Annotated in this window: 13 protein-coding genes; 4 read left to right on the top strand and 9 right to left on the bottom strand. The window is 43.8% G+C overall.

What is annotated here, in order from left to right; all coding sequences use genetic code 11:
- Positions 1–449: 449 nt before the first annotated feature.
- Positions 450–710 carry a 30S ribosomal protein S20 gene (gene rpsT, locus M9194_RS08090; RefSeq protein WP_250612124.1) on the top strand — a complete coding sequence of 87 codons (261 nt, stop codon included), beginning with the start codon at positions 450–452 and terminating at the stop codon, positions 708–710.
- A 79-nt stretch (positions 711–789) separates the two neighbouring features.
- Here rpsT and nhaR read toward each other — a convergent pair whose 3' ends face one another.
- Positions 790–1,680: a transcriptional activator NhaR gene (gene nhaR / locus M9194_RS08095; RefSeq protein ID WP_250612125.1), complete on the bottom strand. Its 891-nt coding sequence runs from the start codon at positions 1,678–1,680 to the stop codon at positions 790–792.
- Positions 1,681–1,975: 295 nt separating this feature from the next.
- Here nhaR and M9194_RS08100 point away from each other — a divergent pair, with 295 nt between their 5' ends.
- A complete protein-coding gene (locus M9194_RS08100; protein WP_250612126.1) occupies positions 1,976–3,124 on the top strand; it encodes a Na/Pi symporter in 1,149 nt (382 codons plus the stop codon).
- Between the two features lie 47 nt (positions 3,125–3,171).
- Here M9194_RS08100 and M9194_RS08105 read toward each other — a convergent pair whose 3' ends face one another.
- From M9194_RS08105 to rppH, 5 genes are read right to left on the bottom strand one after another with little or no spacing between them, the layout of a single operon-like run.
- Complete coding sequence (locus M9194_RS08105; RefSeq protein WP_250612127.1) at positions 3,172–4,023, bottom strand: thymidylate synthase; 852 nt, start codon at positions 4,021–4,023, stop codon at positions 3,172–3,174.
- A gap of 12 nt (positions 4,024–4,035) precedes the next feature.
- On the bottom strand, positions 4,036–4,872 hold the full coding sequence (gene lgt / locus M9194_RS08110; RefSeq protein WP_250612128.1) for a prolipoprotein diacylglyceryl transferase: 837 nt from the start codon (positions 4,870–4,872) through the stop codon (positions 4,036–4,038).
- Between the two features lie 43 nt (positions 4,873–4,915).
- On the bottom strand, positions 4,916–5,707 hold the full coding sequence (locus M9194_RS08115; RefSeq protein ID WP_250612129.1) for a sulfite exporter TauE/SafE family protein: 792 nt from the start codon (positions 5,705–5,707) through the stop codon (positions 4,916–4,918).
- A gap of 8 nt (positions 5,708–5,715) precedes the next feature.
- A complete protein-coding gene (gene ptsP, locus M9194_RS08120) occupies positions 5,716–7,962 on the bottom strand; it encodes a phosphoenolpyruvate--protein phosphotransferase (protein WP_250612130.1) in 2,247 nt (748 codons plus the stop codon).
- A 2-nt stretch (positions 7,963–7,964) separates the two neighbouring features.
- Positions 7,965–8,483: an RNA pyrophosphohydrolase gene (gene rppH, locus M9194_RS08125; protein WP_250612131.1), complete on the bottom strand. Its 519-nt coding sequence runs from the start codon at positions 8,481–8,483 to the stop codon at positions 7,965–7,967.
- 633 nt (positions 8,484–9,116) lie between these two features.
- Between rppH and mutH the strand changes: the two genes are divergently transcribed.
- Positions 9,117–9,782, top strand: a complete 666-nt coding sequence (gene mutH, locus M9194_RS08130) for a DNA mismatch repair endonuclease MutH (protein WP_250612132.1) — start codon at positions 9,117–9,119, stop codon at positions 9,780–9,782.
- Positions 9,783–9,794: 12 nt separating this feature from the next.
- Here the strand turns inward: mutH and M9194_RS08135 are convergent, their stop codons facing one another.
- Positions 9,795–10,097 carry a DUF6482 family protein gene (locus M9194_RS08135; RefSeq protein WP_250612133.1) on the bottom strand — a complete coding sequence of 101 codons (303 nt, stop codon included), beginning with the start codon at positions 10,095–10,097 and terminating at the stop codon, positions 9,795–9,797.
- 159 nt (positions 10,098–10,256) lie between these two features.
- On the opposite strand from M9194_RS08135, the gene M9194_RS08140 reads away from it, so the two are divergent.
- On the top strand, positions 10,257–11,291 hold the full coding sequence (locus M9194_RS08140) for an NADP(H)-dependent aldo-keto reductase (protein ID WP_250612134.1): 1,035 nt from the start codon (positions 10,257–10,259) through the stop codon (positions 11,289–11,291).
- A 45-nt stretch (positions 11,292–11,336) separates the two neighbouring features.
- On the opposite strand, the gene M9194_RS08145 is transcribed toward M9194_RS08140, so the two are convergent.
- Both M9194_RS08145 and M9194_RS08150 read right to left on the bottom strand, forming a co-directional pair.
- Positions 11,337–11,588 (bottom strand): DUF1127 domain-containing protein, encoded by a 252-nt coding sequence (locus M9194_RS08145; protein WP_250612135.1) that lies wholly within the window; start codon positions 11,586–11,588, stop codon positions 11,337–11,339.
- A 451-nt stretch (positions 11,589–12,039) separates the two neighbouring features.
- Positions 12,040–13,374: a sigma-54-dependent transcriptional regulator gene (locus M9194_RS08150; RefSeq protein WP_250612136.1), complete on the bottom strand. Its 1,335-nt coding sequence runs from the start codon at positions 13,372–13,374 to the stop codon at positions 12,040–12,042.
- Positions 13,375–13,466 lie beyond the last annotated feature (92 nt).

Genomic DNA, 13,466 nt, shown 5'->3' on the forward strand with positions numbered 1-13,466 from the left:
TAATCAGCGCAAATAACAAACAGTGGCAAAATATACCGTACTTAATACATTCTTCATTTAATGTACGGTCAGGATTCCCCACACAATGTCAGAATACTCGTCCTTAGTAGGCAAAGAGCAATTTTTTTGGAAAACAACAATAAGTCAAGGCCTAGTCGTAAACAACCTAACAAAGCGGAATTTAACGAGTTATCTGAGCATTTATTTCACGAAAATTGATGCGAGTGACAATATCGCTCAGACTAAGGAAATATGACGCCGTTATGGGTATAGCATTGGTATAAAAATACTGTTAGAATCCCCGCCATCTTAACCGCGATTTCCCTAGCATGCCAAAAATAGTTTGGTTTTGACGGGTTTTTGCACAAATCATTTGACATTTAAGCGCAAATGAGGGATATTCCTCGCCCTTAAATTGTCACAGAACTAAGTTTTTGGGAGTTAGACCCTTGGCAAACAGTAAATCTGCTAAGAAGCGTGCGATCCAAGCTGAGAAACGTCGTCAGCACAACGCTAGCCGCCGCTCAATGATGCGCACTTACATGAAAAGAACTATCGCTGCGATCGAAGCTGGCGACAAAGAAGCTGCAACTGCTGCATTCGCTGCAGTTACACCAATCATAGACCGCATGGCAACTAAAGGTCTTATTCACAAGAATAAGGCAGCTCGTCATAAGTCTCGTTACTCTGCTGCAATCAAAGCTCTATAATAGCGCTTAGATTTCTTTCGTAGAGAATGAAAAAAACCGGCAGCCGCCGGTTTTTTTATTTTCTAAAGCTCAACACGCCCTAATCAAATAAAGTCGTAAAGTTCGCTTCTCGGACACTTTTCACGGCCGGATGCTGAATCATTCTCTCGGCAAAAATAACATAATACTCTTCTTTTAAGTCTTCCACCTCCGCCACCAGACATAAAGAGGTCTCTTCAATCGCCTCATTTGAGTAAGAGACTGGCGCTAGAAAAACCGCTTGGCGATGGTAGCTGGCAAACGCCTTCATTAGCGCCACATCATCAAACTCACCAAGAATATCAGGCTTAATGCCCACCCTATCAAACCACTGCAGTACTTTCCGCCCCATGGCTGAGCGATTTCCGGGTAGCAAAAGTTTTCGCTCTTGTAACCATTGCGGAAAGCACACTTGTTCGATAGGCTCTGAGCTGAAAAAGCCCATTCTTGCTTCACCTAATTTCTTGCTGTATAGCCCCGGCATATTGCCTGAATCAACCGGACAGTCCGATAAGATCATATCAAGCTTGTGCTCGGATAACTGCTCCAGCAGCAGTTCATGTGTTGACTCAATGCAGCGTAAATGAATGCTGTTATCTTGTGGTACTGTCGTCATGAGAATTTTGCTCACTAGACGTTTAGATAACGCATCGGCAACGCCAACTTCAAACAATAAATTGGAGCGCTGGCTGTAGTTAACGATATCCATCAGCTCGTAGCTAAGACCAAACATTTTTTCAGCGTATTTAAACACTAACTGGCCAAGCTCGGTGGGCTCTATACTGCGGCCGTTACGTATCGTCAGTTTCCCTTTCAACCGAGCTTCTAAGGCTTTGAGCTGCCCTGTCACTGTTTGTGGGGTGATAAACAAAGCGTCGGCCGCCTTTGTTACTGAACCTTTTTTGCACACCATCCAAAAATAATAGAGGTGATTGTAATTTAAATGCGACATAGTGATTCTTCGAAAATATTCAAACCATTTATCATATGACATACCCTAATTTCACAATTTGTTACATTTGACCAACCAAAAAGCCTGTTCGAAGCCATCGAAATATCAAACAAAACTTACTTTAAATTCATGATGTTACCCTAGCATTTAATGCTACCTTTTTGCCTTCAGTTTACGTTCTGGCAAATCAGACATGGATACACATTTCTGTAATATTACCGTCATATTTAAGACATAACATCGCCTGCTGAAATTTTAAACGCATCGAGATTTGACTCGATCAACGGAGATGATCATGCTTAACCAAGCTAACCCAGCCGCAGTGGCAACCACCAATACTAGCCAAATAATGCGCTGGGCAAATCTAACCTTTATGTTGTACCTGCTGTTAGTTGCTGTCTCAATGGTCGGAAGTGGATTCAAATGGGCAACGGGCGATCAGGCAAAGGTTTTATTTGAGTTCGCATCACATCCAATCGCAGGCCTCATGATAGGCCTCGTGGCAACCAGCTTAATCCAATCATCTAGCACTGTCACATCCATCATCGTTGGCTTGGTTGCTGGAGGACTACCAGTTAGCGTCGCAATCCCAATGATCATGGGCGCGAATATTGGCACCACAATCACCAATACCTTAGTCAGCCTTGGTCACATTCGCAGCAAAGAAGAATTTAAGCGCGCGTTTGCCAGTGCCACTATCCACGATTTCTTTAACTTGTTAGCTGTCTTTATTTTCCTTCCTTTAGAGATGCTCTTTGGTGTATTGGAAAAGCTATCCCATTGGCTAGTCTCACCCTTTCTCGCCACAGGCGATATGAGCATGAAAAGCCTTAACTTCATTAAGCCGATCACAAGCCCTGTGGTCAATACCGCAAAACAAACGTTCTCAAGCTTTGGTGATACTGTTGGGGGGATACTACTTATTGCGTTAGGTATTGCTATCGTGTTTGTTTCTATTACTGTAATGGGCAAACTGATGAAAAGCCTGATGGTCGGAAAAGCAAAAGCGATCTTGAAAAGTGCCATCGGACGCGGGCCGATTCACGGTATTGCATCTGGCTCCATTGTGACGGTATTGGTGCAATCTTCCTCAACAACCACAAGCTTGATGGTACCTCTAGTTGGTTCAGGCGTGTTAAAAGTCAGAGAAATCTACCCATTCACCTTGGGTGCCAATATAGGCACTTGTATTACTGCTTTGCTTGCAGCGACTGCAGTATCTGGCGAGTTCGCTATCTTTGCTTTACAAATCGCCTTAGTTCATCTTCTCTTTAATGTGCTTTCTACCGTTTTAATTTATGGTATTCCACTTTTGCGTAACCTACCCGTCAAAGGATCAGAGTGGTTGTCAGAATTGGCCATCCGCAATAAGGCCTACGTTGCAGGTTATTTGCTTACTGTATTTGTCGTACTTCCAAGCTCAATACTCGCAGCCACCGCATAAACACAAAGAGGCAGCCAACATGGCTGCCTCTTGCTATTCAACAAATGCTAAACAGAAAACGGATACTGGATAGCATCGTGACACTGATAACCCTCCACTGAAAAATCATCCAGCGTTACCCAGGTTTCTAAATCTTCCAAAGACGTAATGTCAGGGTTAATACTAAATCTTGGCGCAGCTAGTGGCTCTCTTTTCAACTGCACATCTTTCATTAACGCTAACTGATCTTCGTAGATATGAGCGTTAACAATCTTATGATACGCCACGCCTGGTTTGTGTCCGGTTATCTGCGCCATTAACGCTAAGAACACATACACCTGCACCATATTAAAGTTCAGACCTAACGGGACATCACACGACCTTTGGGTGCTGTTAAGGTACAAAGTATCGCCCAACAAAGAAAAGTGATGGCTGTACATACAAGGCCTTAAACACCCCATGTGAAACTCACCTGGATTGTAAAAATTCAGTATTTCACCACGATCGTCAATACCTTGTTTTAAATCATCAACGATTTTTCTAAGCTGATCGATATGGCCACCATCGGGTTTAGCCCAAGACCGGCCTTGAACCCCGTAGACCCGCCCCATATCATCTTCACCTTTGCGATATGGGTTATTTAACCAAGCATCGTTTAGGTTGGCGTTGGCATCCCAGGTTTTCGTGCCCAGTTTTCTGAAGTCATAGGCATTGTCGTAACCTCGGATATAACCAAGCAGCTCAGCCACCGCCGCTTTCCAGAAGCTTTTTCTGGTGGTCACTAGCGGAAACTGTCCACTGGCAACATCGTAGCTAAGGTCGGCATTAATGATGGTTAAACATCGTTTGCCTGTCCTTTCATTTTGTATCCATTCTCCAGTGTCTACAATACGCTGGCAAAGGTCTAAATACTGGCGCACAGGTTAGCCTCCCTACTTCGCTACCGCTTTGTTATCGCTTTTGCCTTTATCATCTTTATACAACCCTCTCTTGTAAGACCATATAAACAAAATAGCGCCCACGACAATCATAGGTGCGGACAAAATTTGTCCCATGGTGAAATAGTGGTCATAGAACCCAAGTTGAGGGTCTGGCTGGCGGAAGAACTCGACGAAAAATCTAAAGCATCCATAACAGAATAAAAACAGCCCTGATACCGATCCTAGAGGACGTGGCTTTTTAATGAATACGTTTAGGATGATAAGCAACAATACGCCTTCAAGAGCGAATTCGTACAACTGGGAAGGATGGCGAGGCAATGGCCCTGCTTGCGGGAATATCATAGCCCAAGGCACATCGGTGACTCTTCCCCATAATTCACCATTAATAAAGTTACCAAGTCGTCCCATGCCTAAACCAAACGGAACAAGAGGTGCGATAAAATCAGCAATACTGAAAAAGCTGCGACCATTTTTCCGGCCATACCAATACATAGCCGTGATCACACCAAGTAACCCACCATGGAACGACATACCGCCATCCCATACTTTAAATAAGTAAAGAGGGTTTTGCACAAATAGACCAAAGTTATAAAAGATGACGTACCCAATACGTCCACCAATCACGACACCTAGGAAACAAGTAAATAACAGATCAGACACATTCTCTCTTGTCCAGCCGCTTCCCTGCTTGTCTGCACGCTTATTAGCAAGCCAAATAGCAAACGCAAACCCAATCAGGTACATCACACCGTACCAACGTATAGAGATAGGCCCAAGTGACACTATCACTGGATCAATGTGTGGAAACACCATATATCCGTGAGACATAACTTTACTCTTAATTAATTTAGACGATTATAGTGAGATGACATTACAACAACATAGTTCCAGCAACAATCATCAAAAAAACTGCAAATATTTTTTTCAGCGTTTTGGTTGGCAACCCTACGGCTAATCGCACTCCTATTTTTGTAGTAAATATCGAAGTAATAGAAATACTTAGCAAGGCTGGCAAATATACGTATCCAAGACTCCACTTGGGTAAATCATCGGAATGGAATCCATGCAAGGTGAAGCCAATCATCCCTGCAACGGCAATCGAAAAAGCACATATTGACGATGTACCGACCGATTTTTTCATTTCGATGCCATGTCGGTTCATAAAGGGTACCGAGAGCGATCCACCGCCAACCCCAGCAAGGCTCGCGACGGTGCCGATTCCAGTGCCATACAAGGTCGTGATTAGAGAGCGTGGCATAGGTTTACTGGTCACAGCACTCACAGAGCGGAACATTTGCCATGCCATTCCCAATACAATCACACCAAACACCTTTGGCAAATACTCAGTGGGAATCCAATTGGCTATGTTGGCCCCTAGTAAGCCTCCAAGCACCACGCCAGGCACGAGGGAACGGGCGACAGAAAAGTCGATATTTTTTAATCGAATATTGTTAAATACTGAAGAGCTCGTCGTAACGATAATACATGAAAGTGATGTGGCTAACGCAATGTGCATCCCCACTTGGTCCGACACACCAATCGTTGGTAGTAGGTAATGTAACGCTGGCACGACGGCCAACCCTCCACCGATACCAAGCAACCCCGCCAAAACTCCGACCAACAACCCCAGAATTAATAGAGAAGAAATGAATTCAACACTCAAAGGAAAGCCTATTTTTTGCCCGCTCGTATAAACCCGGCGATGCCTTTATTTTCAAAAAAACGTTGCATCATAGTATATATGTTTTGGCCGTAAGGTTGAATCAAAGCTTTATCCGCCAGTTCCTTTAACTCACTAGTGCTTGATTTCCTTAAAATATACTTCACCTTCGCAACATTGGAAGTATTCATACTGAGCGAGGTATAACCTAAGCCCACCATTAACACCGCTCCAATGGGGTCTCCAGCGAGCTCTCCACATATGCAAACTGGCAGTTTTAGTCTTTCACAGGTTTCACGTATATCTTTAAGTGCCATGATGACCGCAGGGTGAGTAGATTCATAAACATCTGAGACTCGTGAATTATTGCGATCCACCGCCAATAGATATTGTGTCAGATCGTTCGTACCTACCGATACAAAATCAATTTTATCCACGATAAGAGGGAGAAGATATATCATTGCTGGTACTTCAACTAAAATGCCGATTTTGGGTTTTCTAACCCTGTCATCGAGATGCAACACTTCTTGAAATGCTTGCTCGATTAGCTCGATTGCCGAATCCAACTCTCGTACGCACGACACCATTGGCAGTAAAATGCTCAAGTTTTGATGGCGACAACTGGCTTTCAACATGGCACGGATTTGCATTAGGAAGATATCTGGATGATCAAGCGTAAATCGAATGCCGCGCCAACCTAGAAATGGATTATCTTCATCAATTGGTAAATAGGGTAAGGGTTTATCACCACCTACATCCAAGGTTCTCATGACAACATGCTTGGTCGCGTAAGCCGTTAATACACTTTGGTAGTGTTGTGTTTGCTCTTCTTCGGAAGGAAAACGATGTTGCAGCAAAAAAGAAAATTCAGTGCGGTACAATCCGACGCCGTCGACGCCTTGATTGATAGCGATATTCGTATCGGCACTTAAACCTGCATTTAAAAAAATATCAATATGGGTGCCATCGAGCGTGACAGCAGGCTTTCTCGACTCCTTTCCAACTTCTGCACTTAACTCGTGTTCTTCTTTTATCAAAGAGCGGTATTCTTGCAAAAGCTGTACGCTAGGAGAAATGAACACTTCTCCGCTGTATCCGTCGACAATACCTGTCTGACCGACAATGTCAGCGGCATTCATATTGATACCCATAACGGCCGGGATCCCAAGCGCGCGAGACAAAATCGCCGCGTGCGAGTTGGCCGCCCCTTCCATTGACACCACCGCCAACAATTTTTCTTTGTCGACCGAGGCCAACAACGTTGCCGTTAGCTCCCTGACAACGAGGATAATCGGCTTTTCGACTTGAAAGCTCTCGTTTTCCGTATTGTAGAGAAAATACAAAAGCCTTTGCCCGAGCTCCCGAATGTCCTGCGCTCTCTCTGACATATACGCATCGGACATTTGAGCAAATCGATTCGAGTAGCTCTCCACCACCTGACGCAGAGCCCAATCAGCTCTATCACCTTGGTTGATCTGAGCTTTTAAGTCATTTCTCAGCATGGGATCATTGAGCAAGTGGGTAAACAAGTCGAAAATCGCCAGCGCGTCTTTATTAATCTCATTATCTAATTTTTTGCGCATGCGGCGGAAATCGCTCAACGCCGCTTCAATTGCAAGCAGTAGCCATTCTTGTTCGAATGCAATATCAAGGGTTGACGCCGGGCATACCTGAGACAATTGAAGCTGGCTGTCATCCCACCAAAATTCACCAATAGCAATACCTGATGACGCGCCAATGCCACTGAGTTTTAGGTGATTACTTGAAAGCAACCACTGCCCTTGAGTCTGGGAGTGGGCGATGATCACGGCAAGCTGCGCGGCAAGGGTGACGAGAAAAGACTCTTCCATTTCGTCAAACAAGCGGGAAGATTTTTGCTGGACGACCAGCACACCAAGCACCTGCTTACGGTGAATGATTGGCGTACCAAGAAAGCTCTGGTAGACCTCTTCGCCTAGCTCGGAAAAGTATTTAAAATTGGGATGTTTTGATGCATCTGCAACATTGAGGGGCTCGGCTGACCGTTTAACTAAGCCAACCAGCCCCTCTTCGAAATTGATATGAATTTTGTCGCCTTTAAATTTCAGACCTTGAGTGGCCATCAGTTCAAGACGATGTTTTTCTTCGTTTGCCAGATAGACCGTGCAGCACTCCGTCCGCATCGCACGACAAGTTTGCTCAACTAAAACCGCTAAAGCTTGGTGAACATCATCCAGCTTTGACACTTGTTCAACGATTTCCCTTAGTTGAGAAAGCATGTCTACCCTCTGCGCTTCTTCCGCTTACCTTTTTTCTTTCGTTCCTTGAATGGCATCGCTAAAGAGGCAAATTCTTTCATGGCGCGACGGTATACATCGCGTTTAAAAGAAACCACTTGTCTCACCGGGTACCAATAACTTACCCATCTCCATCCATCAAATTCTGGGGAGTGACCTTTATGCATGTCGATTGCAGATTCATCGCAATCTAACCGCAGCAAAAACCACTTCTGCTTTTGACCAATACAAACTGGCTTAGAATCCCACCGAACTAATCGCTTAGGTAACTTATACCTAAGCCAGTGGCGACTTGTCGCTACGACTTTAACGTCTTTTTTCGTTAGCCCAACTTCCTCATATAGCTCTCTAAACATGGCTTGCTCAGGTGTTTCACCATCATCGATACCACCCTGAGGAAACTGCCAAGAATGTTGTCCGTATCGTTTTGCCCAGAAGACTTGACCATGGCTATTGCAGATTACTATTCCCACATTTAAGCGGTAACCCTCGCCATCTATCACTGGCCAACCTCAATTAAAATCATTTATTACAGTGATTTTTCCATAGATCCCTAGCATGAGCAAATTTACCGTTGTGTTTGACGCACAGTTTCAGACTTTGCCATCAGAGATTGGATAACTTTCCGTCAACTTTAAGGTTATCAACAAAAAATAATGTTCAAACCAGTTTTATTCACCTTTTCTGTGAATAACTATGTGTAGAATTCACAAATAAATGATCATTTTCTTTCACTGATCATAGCAATGATACAAGAAAAGCGAAAATATCACAGAAAACTCCATATAATACATGAAATTAAAATACGAGTTAGAGTCCTAACTGTCGTAATACATTCATACAATAGAGCACATTCTCAAGTGGTCAAAGATCCATCAGACAAGACTTTATCCACACATCTCACATAATTCTCGCTTTGAAACCGAGCAAATATGCGCTTCAAACACGGCAAGCAATACTGTTTATTTATACAGAGTAAAAACTTTCTAATCTAAACTTAAGAACCTGTGGATAAGTTAAAAGTGTGGCCATAACCTCACTGGCCTAAATTCCAGCGCAGCTCATCCACCTCGCTGAAACTCGCATCTTGAAGTGACTTAGGTATACAATGAACTTTTCAGCTTGTTATTGTATCTATGAAGCCAGAACCACAGTCCGAAGCAGAGCTGCTTGAACGTGCAACGTCAATAGCAGGAGTAAGCTTTCAGGAATTAGCGGAAGAAGCCAACAAACCCGTTCCAGATTCCCTCAAAAGAGATAAAGGATGGGTTGGTCAACTATTAGAGTGGCATTTAGGCGCTCCCTCAGGCAGTAAGCCTCAACCTGATTTCGATAAGCTCGGCATAGAGCTGAAAAGCATTCCCATCAGTTATGCTGGATTACCGCTAGAATCGACCTTCGTTTGCGTGGCACCTTTGACCGGTTTGAACGGCGTTGTCTGGCAAGACAGTCATGTGAAAAACAAGCTATCACGCGTACTGTGGGTCCCCGTCGAAGGTGAGAGAGAGATACCGTTAGCAGAGAGAAGGGTCGGCACACCAGTTATTTGGTCTCCATCAGCTGAAGAAGAAAAAGCGCTGCGAGAGGATTGGGAAGAGTTAATGGAGATGATCGCACTTGGCCAGGTCAATCGTATTTCAGCCAAAATGGGAGAGGTGTTACAAATACGTCCAAAAGCGGCAAATGGTCGAGTACTCACCGACGCTTATGGCTCATCCGGCAAATTGATTAAAACGTTGCCTAGAGGCTTTTACCTGCGTACAACCTTCACTGCCAATATATTGGCCCAGCACTTTGCGTAACTTGGATAACAATTACAAAGATAACTCTACATCGCAATATCTCTGTCCATCGGCAGATCCGCATTCGTCATAGGCATTGTGTAATCGTAAATAGGCCCTATCCACACCTAATCGCAATAGCTCTTCTTTTACCCGATCAATGGACTCAAAATGCAGTGGCTCGTCATCATTTTTAATCGGTTCTAGGTGATGCTTATATTCCACTGCTAATAAGTATTGAGGCAGGCCAGAGCAACCGATTACATACACTTTGGGTGGTTGATGGTTACTACTCAACGCGCCTTGAAACCATTTATTTAATTGTTCTTTATTCATATTCTCTCCCCCAATTAGAAGTCTAGTTAATATATCGGCATTTACTAAACCGACTGAAGGGAAATTTTGTGGCAACTCAATAATTAATAATGAAATCCTCTTCCCTAGCACTATCCATTTACCCTATAGTGAATATTCCCAGGCGATAAGGAATGTCATATGCAATATTCAAAACTGCCCAACTCTACGCTTGAAATCAGTAAGCTCTGCCTTGGAACCATGACATTTGGTGAACAAAACAACGAAGCGGATGCCTTCAACCAGCTCGATTTCGCTATTGAGCGCGGCATCAACTTTATCGATACTGCAGAGATGTACCCCGTTCCTCCCGTGGAAAAAACTCAAGGACTGACCGAAAGTTATATTGGCAACTGGCTAAAAAGGTCGGGTAAAAGAGAAAAAGTAATACTCGCCACCAAGATAACTGGCCCAAGATATTACTCGCATATTCGCGAAAACAATTCGTTAGACAGAAGAAATATACACACAGCCATCGATGACAGCTTAAAGCGACTCGGCACAGACTATGTCGATCTCTACCAAATACACTGGCCGCAGAGAGACACAAACTGCTTTGGTAAGCTTAATTACCCCTATCCCGAGCAACGAGAAGATGTCACGCTCATCGAAACTCTAGAGGCGCTCAGTGAATTGGTCAATGCCGGAAAAGTTCGTTATATCGGTGTATCGAACGATACGCCATGGGGGGTCATGAGCTTGGTTCACCTCGCTGAAAAACATTCACTTGCTAAAATTGTCTCCATTCAGAACCCCTATAATTTACTCAACCGAAGCTTTGAAGTGGGCTTATCTGAAATTAGCCATTATGAAGGTGTCCAGTTGCTTGCCTATTCCCCCCTCGCATTTGGCAGCTTATCCGGAAAATATCTCAATGGGGCAAGACCTGAAGGCGCAAGATGCACGCTGTTTGAGCGTTTTTCACGCTATTTTACCCCGCAAGGGGTGAAAGCCACCGAAGCCTACGTCGATATTGCTCTTAGGCATAATTTGGACCCAGCCCAGATGGCTTTAGCATTTGTAAATCAACGACCATTTACCGCATCCAGTATTATTGGAGCGACCAATCTTGAGCAACTTGAAGACAATATAAATAGTCTTGATGTTCAATTAACCAACGAAATCTTAGAAGAGATTCAGCAAGTGGGCACGACATATTCTAATCCATGCCCATAAAATCGTGTGAAATGTCGGGCTAGCGCCACGCGCTAGCCCATTGTCTTACGTGACGGGTCTTATATGTAAAGACTGACGAAGCAAACGTACAGTTCGTTTCGCTTTAACTTGAACTGGAACGCTAACTACCGTGGTACGGCCTTCACGATCCAAACCAATGTCTTTTAATAAGTGCTCATTTTGCCAAGGTGACAAAAAGGCTTCGCGACGTAATGCTTTTCTGTATTCACGCTCTTCACGGCGTAAATCGGCTTGTACTAACAGTACTGCTAACTTTAGATAAATTGAGTGACGCATAATGGTTCTCCAGTATATAGGTATTACTGGGGAATAGCAGAGAGCAAAGGTCGGTCAAAGATACGCTCTTAATTCGCTGCCAGTTCCCGCAGCCAGATTAAGAGGTTGCGGACTAATTATCTGTTTGGGCGTCTTGGGACGGGTTACCGATATGTAAGGTAAACGGCGTGCCAGTGAACATCACCAAATGACGAGGGGCACATTCAGTACGCTTGAAATCGTTCATGATGTCTCTCCTCTGTAGGTAATTAATCCGATTAAGATAGGGGGTAAGCAGACTTCCTGCTCACGTTTAAATTGTAAGCAATTGATATTTTTAAGCAAGAACAAATCATAGCCAAGTCAAAAAACAATCAATTAACCTATGATTAACAATTCTATCGCATCCAAACTAACACATTTGTCTGAAATACTGATTAATCTTGGCATATTGCATGACTTCACCATCAAATTAGACTAATTCTTCATTGATCAGATTATGTTTATTTAGCAGTCGATACATGGTTGCTCTCGAGATCCCAAGTTCTTTTGCCGCGATAGACACTTGGCCTTCGTTAAATTCCAAAGCCAAGCGCAGTGCCTCTTTTTCACTGCGCTCACGGATGCCTTTTAGACTCCGTGCGCTTTCATCGGAGGAAGGTAATTCAAAATCGGTAACCTGCAACGTTGCATTCTCAGACATGAGTACCGCACGCTTTATTTGGTTTATTAGCTCTCTCACATTGCCCGGCCAATAGTGATCACTTAGGGCTTCCATGGCTTCCGTCGAGAGGGTTCTCGGCTGAGCATTAAACTCTTTAGAAAATTCTTGTAGGAAGTGACGTGCGAGCATTACCACATCATTGGAACGCTCTTTTAAACTCGGCACATTAATGCGCAACACATTAATATAGTGATACAGCTCTTCGTTAAATTCGCCATCGATTAACGCTTTCTCCATATCAGATGAGTTGGCCGATAAAATCCTCACATCAACATCAATACTTCCCTTTGCCGATTCAACACGACCTTCTTGGAAAAAGCGCAGTAGATTGAGCTGTTGGGTTTTCGGTAGCGTTAATACATCATTAAGTAAGATTGTCCCGCCATCAGCACGTTCTAACATTGAAATCTGGGTGTCGTCTTCGCGCTCAATACCAAATAAATCACACTCTAATCGCCGCTCTGACATGGCCCGGCAATTCACTGATATAAACTCTTTTTGGCTACGAGCGGACGTTTTGTGAATGGCCGATGCGACCAACTCTTTCCCTACACCGTTTTCACCTGAGATAAGAATACTAACGTCAGTCGGGCCGATACGCTTGATTTGATCGCGCAAGCGCTTGATGGGCGCAGACTCACCAATTAAGCCTATATTGTCTTCAGAATCATAATGAGGCCAAACTTTCTTCTCCAGCTTTAACATGCCAAGCTGATGACCAATGGTATTGAGAAGTTGAGCATCTGGAATTGGAGCAGTAAAGAAATCAATACAGAAGTTGACGATAAACTGGCAGATTGTATCTGAGCCTAATTGCGATTCTCGAATAAAAGCAAGCCAACGAACCTGTTTGTAATTGCTCACAAGGTTCGCGATTCCATTTAAGCTAAATTCATCGTGACTTAAATCTACAATGCCAATACAGGGCCCAGCTTCAGCAAACAGCTCATTGGCTTGCCTTAAATCTGAACATTGAGTGCATTTCCAGCCCACTTTCTCCAATACAGCGAGCCAGGATTCATAAGAGCCTCCAACATGAATCAGTGATCCAGGCTTCGAATCCATACGAAACTGACTAGCCATCTACATTTCTCCTATGTTTAAGCCGATAATAGGTAATCTTGATTTTTAGTTGTTATAGAGCAATTGGGCATGACAGAGCGCAGCTACCCAAT

This window comes from Vibrio sinus (assembly GCF_023634645.1).
Taxonomy (GTDB): Bacteria; Pseudomonadota; Gammaproteobacteria; order Enterobacterales; family Vibrionaceae; genus Vibrio; species Vibrio sinus.

Excerpts from the sequence above, each read along its gene's own strand:
- nhaR (WP_250612125.1), bottom strand. The coding sequence starts at position 1,680 with ATGTCGCATTTAAATTACAATCACCTCTATTATTTTTGGATGGTGTGC.
- M9194_RS08100 (WP_250612126.1), top strand. The coding sequence starts at position 1,976 with ATGCTTAACCAAGCTAACCCAGCCGCAGTGGCAACCACCAATACTAGC.
- lgt (WP_250612128.1), bottom strand. The coding sequence starts at position 4,872 with ATGTCTCACGGATATATGGTGTTTCCACACATTGATCCAGTGATAGTG.
- ptsP (WP_250612130.1), bottom strand. The coding sequence starts at position 7,962 with ATGCTTTCTCAACTAAGGGAAATCGTTGAACAAGTGTCAAAGCTGGAT.
- mutH (WP_250612132.1), top strand. The coding sequence starts at position 9,117 with ATGAAGCCAGAACCACAGTCCGAAGCAGAGCTGCTTGAACGTGCAACG.
- M9194_RS08135 (WP_250612133.1), bottom strand. The coding sequence starts at position 10,097 with ATGAATAAAGAACAATTAAATAAATGGTTTCAAGGCGCGTTGAGTAGT.
- M9194_RS08140 (WP_250612134.1), top strand. The coding sequence starts at position 10,257 with ATGCAATATTCAAAACTGCCCAACTCTACGCTTGAAATCAGTAAGCTC.
- M9194_RS08145 (WP_250612135.1), bottom strand. The coding sequence starts at position 11,588 with ATGCGTCACTCAATTTATCTAAAGTTAGCAGTACTGTTAGTACAAGCC.
- M9194_RS08150 (WP_250612136.1), bottom strand. The coding sequence starts at position 13,374 with ATGGCTAGTCAGTTTCGTATGGATTCGAAGCCTGGATCACTGATTCAT.